This is a genomic window from Tabrizicola sp. (genome assembly GCF_031377265.1).
GTDB lineage: Bacteria > Pseudomonadota > Alphaproteobacteria > Rhodobacterales > Rhodobacteraceae > JAUYQR01.
In genome coordinates this window covers 1-3,197 of record NZ_JANMET010000386.1, presented here as the reverse complement: position 1 = coordinate 3,197, position 3,197 = coordinate 1, and the positions used below count along the sequence as shown (strand labels likewise).

Genomic DNA, 3,197 nt, shown 5'->3' with positions numbered 1-3,197 from the left:
GCGCAGACGGCGGCTTCGGTCGTGGTGGCCACGGGCGGCAAGTCGATCCCGAAGATGGGCGCCACCGGCTTTGGCTACCGCGTCGCCGAAAGCTTTGGCCTGCCGCTGACCGACACCCGGCCCGCTCTGGTGCCGCTGACTTTCGCGGAGCAGGAGCTTGCGTGGATGACGCCGTTGGCCGGTGTCGCGGCACAAGCGCGGGTCAGCGCCGGGCAGCAAAGCTTTGACGAAGCAGTGCTCTTCACCCACCGCGGCCTGTCTGGCCCGGCGATCCTGCAGATTTCCAGCTATTGGCGCGAAGGGGCCTCCCTATCGCTCAACCTCGCCCCCGGCCGCGACATCGGTGCCGACCTGCGCGCCGCCAAAGCCGTCAACGGCCGGGGAATGCTGCGCACCGCACTTGGCCGGATGCTGCCAGAACGGCTGGCCCGGCATCTGGAAGACGCGTCCGGTGCCACCGCCCCGCTGGCCGAGCTTTCCTCTGCGCGACTGGATCAGGTGGCAGCCTTGGTGACCGATTGGCGCCTCGTGCCGGTCGGCTCCGAAGGCTACCGCACCGCCGAAGTCACCCTCGGCGGCGTCGATACCGACGCGCTGGATGGTCGCACAATGGCCGCAAAATCGTTTCCCGGCCTGTATTTCATCGGCGAAGTTGTGGATGTGACTGGCTGGCTCGGCGGCTACAACTTTCAATGGGCCTGGTCCTCCGGCTGGGCTGCCGGTCAGGCGATCTGACCCGTCCGCCACACACTCCACCCAAGCCATTCCTCTTCTCCAAATATCCCCGCCGGAGGCACCCAAAGCCAAGCGGCCAAAGCCGCGCAGGGTGCCTCACTCCGCCAGAATGGTCAGATCATAAGTGATGTTCTGCACCATATCGCCCAAAGCCTCATCCGGATTTGTGTAAAACGCCCGAAACTCCAACCGGTGCGCGCCAGCGGGCAGCGGGCGCAGCATGATCCAAAAGCCATCCGTCGCAGCGGTGCCACCGCGCGGCACGCGCGCCGTTACAGGGGCTGCGGCGAACGGGTCAAAGCACGCATCCGGTGCCAGACGAAAGCGGTTGACATCCTCCACCTCCTCGCCATCCAACGACACGCGAAGATAGACATAGGTTAGGGTGTTTCGTGCCACATCGGCGCGCGTGTCGGCACAGGGCTGACTGAAATCGGGCCGGTTGATCACGATCGTATTGATCACCGGAAAGAACACGTACCGCCCTGCCGGAATCTCGCAGCGCCGGTGGATGTTGGATGTGCCAAAGCCACCGGCCAGAAACCAGACCGGTCCGGTCTGCCCGACATGGCACCGCGCACCCACCTCGTCGCGCACCGGGCTTTGGTCCTTCGGCATCGAAAAGGCCCATTGCCACCACAGAATGGCAAAATCCGTCAGGGGTTTGCCATCGACGGTTTCGGTCAGGTCCACCACAGGCGGCGGCTCTGCCCTTGCCGGGCTCCCCGGTAAAAGCGCCAAGACAAGGGCCGCTGCGAGACGAAGGGGAAAGGGTGTCATCGTCTGCAGTTCTCCAGGATCAGCCTGTCATCGGCCACTGTGATTGGGATCAGCACCGGCGTCCAGAACCCGAAAGATCAGGCTCTGATCCAGACAAATCGCCCGCCATCCCATCCTGCAAGCCCTCGCTCGCCACCTCGGCCATCCGTGGCGCAAGCCTCATGCCATCGGCAAATCCCACCCAATCGGTGCCAGCTCGAACCCCTCGAACCGGAACCCCGGGCTGACAGTACAACTGACCAGTGACCACTCCCCCGTCGTCTCCGCTGCCTGCCACCACCCGGTTGGCACCACCGCCTGCACCAGATCACCGCCCAGAACATCCGGCCCCAACCGATGCGCCACCGCACCCTGCTCGCCCATTCGCAACACCAACGGCGCGCCGCCATGCCACAGCCAGATCTCGTCGGCATCCACCCGGTGCCAATGGCTCCGCTCGCCCGCCGCCAGCAAGAACAGGATCGCCGTCCCGCAGGCGCGGCCTCCAACCTCTGGCCCGGCCCAGGTCTGGCGATACCAGCCGCCCTCCGGGTGCCGTTCCAGCCGCAGGGCCGCAATGATCCGCGCCGCCTCGTCCATGCCAAATCCCCATTCCGTGCCGCTGCCACTTCGCCTAACCTTGCGCGCATTGGCAACAGGAGAAGCCCATGCCCGGCGTCCAGAACCGCACCGCCCTGATCACCGGCACCGGCGCCGCTGACGGGATCGGCTTTGCCATCGCGCGCGTCCTGCACGCCGCAGGCGCAAGGGTGGCGATCACCTCGACCACCGACCGCATCTTTGATCGTCTGCGTGAACTCGGTCCGAACGGCACCTTCGCCACCACCGCCGATCTCACGAAACCCGATGACGTCGCCCGCCTTGTCACTGAGGCTGAGGCCGCCCTTGGCCCGATCGACATTCTGATCAACAACGCCGGCATGGTACAGACCGGCCGCAAACAGAAACGCTCCACCCTCGCCAACGCCACCGACGCGGCCTGGGATTTCGGCCTCGACATCAATCTCACCCAGGTTTTCCGCCTGACCCGCGCCGTGTTGCCCGGCATGATCGCGCGCCGCTATGGCCGCATCATCCAAATGTCGTCGGTCACCGGGCCGATGGTCGCGATTCACGGCTCGGCGATCTATGGCACCGCCAAGGCCGCGCTGACCGGCATGGCCCGCGCCGTGGCGCTGGAAAACGGCCCGCACGGCATCACCTGCAACTGCATCGGTCCGGGCTGGATCGCCACCGGCTCCTCCTCTGCCAAGGAAATTGCTGCGGGCAAACGCACCCCCGCTGGTCGCCCCGGCACCCCGGACGAAATCGCCCATGCGGCACTGTTCCTTGCCGCTGAAGAGGCCAGCTACATCACCGGCCAGTTGATCGTGGTCGATGGCGGCAACACCTTGCAGGAAATGAAAGGCGGCTGAGGTGCCGGGGAAAACTGCCCCCGCGCCGAATTGCTCTTTGCAGAAATACTTGCGCGCGGCGCGCTCGCACAGTGCCGGTCAAACCACGTCAGCAGGAAAAGCAAAGGGGCCCCGCAGGGCCCCCCGTATCGCCTCGAAATCAACACGCGATCCTCAGACCCGCAGGACACTCTGCCCGGCGTATTCCGCCGTCTCGCCCAGCAGTTCTTCGATGCGGATCAGCTGGTTGTACTTGGCCAGCCGGTCCGACCGCGACAAGGAGCCGGT

General features: G+C 65.5%; 5 protein-coding genes. 2 read left to right on the top strand and 3 right to left on the bottom strand.

Going from position 1 to position 3,197, the window contains the following annotated elements; translation table 11 throughout:
• Positions 1-735 (top strand): aminoacetone oxidase family FAD-binding enzyme (locus RMO18_RS20575; RefSeq protein WP_309668393.1); only part of this gene is annotated, 735 nt, incomplete at its 5' end.
• 96 nt (positions 736-831) lie between these two features.
• On the opposite strand, the gene RMO18_RS20570 is transcribed toward RMO18_RS20575, so the two are convergent.
• Positions 832-1,515 carry a hypothetical protein gene (locus RMO18_RS20570; protein ID WP_309668392.1) on the bottom strand — a complete coding sequence of 228 codons (684 nt, stop codon included), beginning with the start codon at positions 1,513-1,515 and terminating at the stop codon, positions 832-834.
• A gap of 159 nt (positions 1,516-1,674) precedes the next feature.
• Positions 1,675-2,094, bottom strand: coding sequence for a cupin domain-containing protein (locus RMO18_RS20565; protein ID WP_309668390.1), 420 nt, complete (start codon positions 2,092-2,094; stop codon positions 1,675-1,677).
• A 68-nt stretch (positions 2,095-2,162) separates the two neighbouring features.
• Here RMO18_RS20565 and RMO18_RS20560 point away from each other — a divergent pair, with 68 nt between their 5' ends.
• Entirely contained in the window at positions 2,163-2,930 is a 768-nt protein-coding gene (locus RMO18_RS20560; protein ID WP_309668389.1) for an SDR family NAD(P)-dependent oxidoreductase, read from the top strand.
• A 153-nt stretch (positions 2,931-3,083) separates the two neighbouring features.
• Here RMO18_RS20560 and RMO18_RS20555 read toward each other — a convergent pair.
• On the bottom strand, positions 3,084-3,197 hold a 114-nt coding region (locus RMO18_RS20555), incomplete at its 5' end, for a hypothetical protein (RefSeq protein WP_309668394.1).

Excerpts from the sequence above, each read along its gene's own strand:
- RMO18_RS20570 (WP_309668392.1), bottom strand. The coding sequence starts at position 1,515 with ATGACACCCTTTCCCCTTCGTCTCGCAGCGGCCCTTGTCTTGGCGCTT.
- RMO18_RS20560 (WP_309668389.1), top strand. The coding sequence starts at position 2,163 with ATGCCCGGCGTCCAGAACCGCACCGCCCTGATCACCGGCACCGGCGCC.
- RMO18_RS20565 (WP_309668390.1), bottom strand. The coding sequence starts at position 2,094 with ATGGACGAGGCGGCGCGGATCATTGCGGCCCTGCGGCTGGAACGGCAC.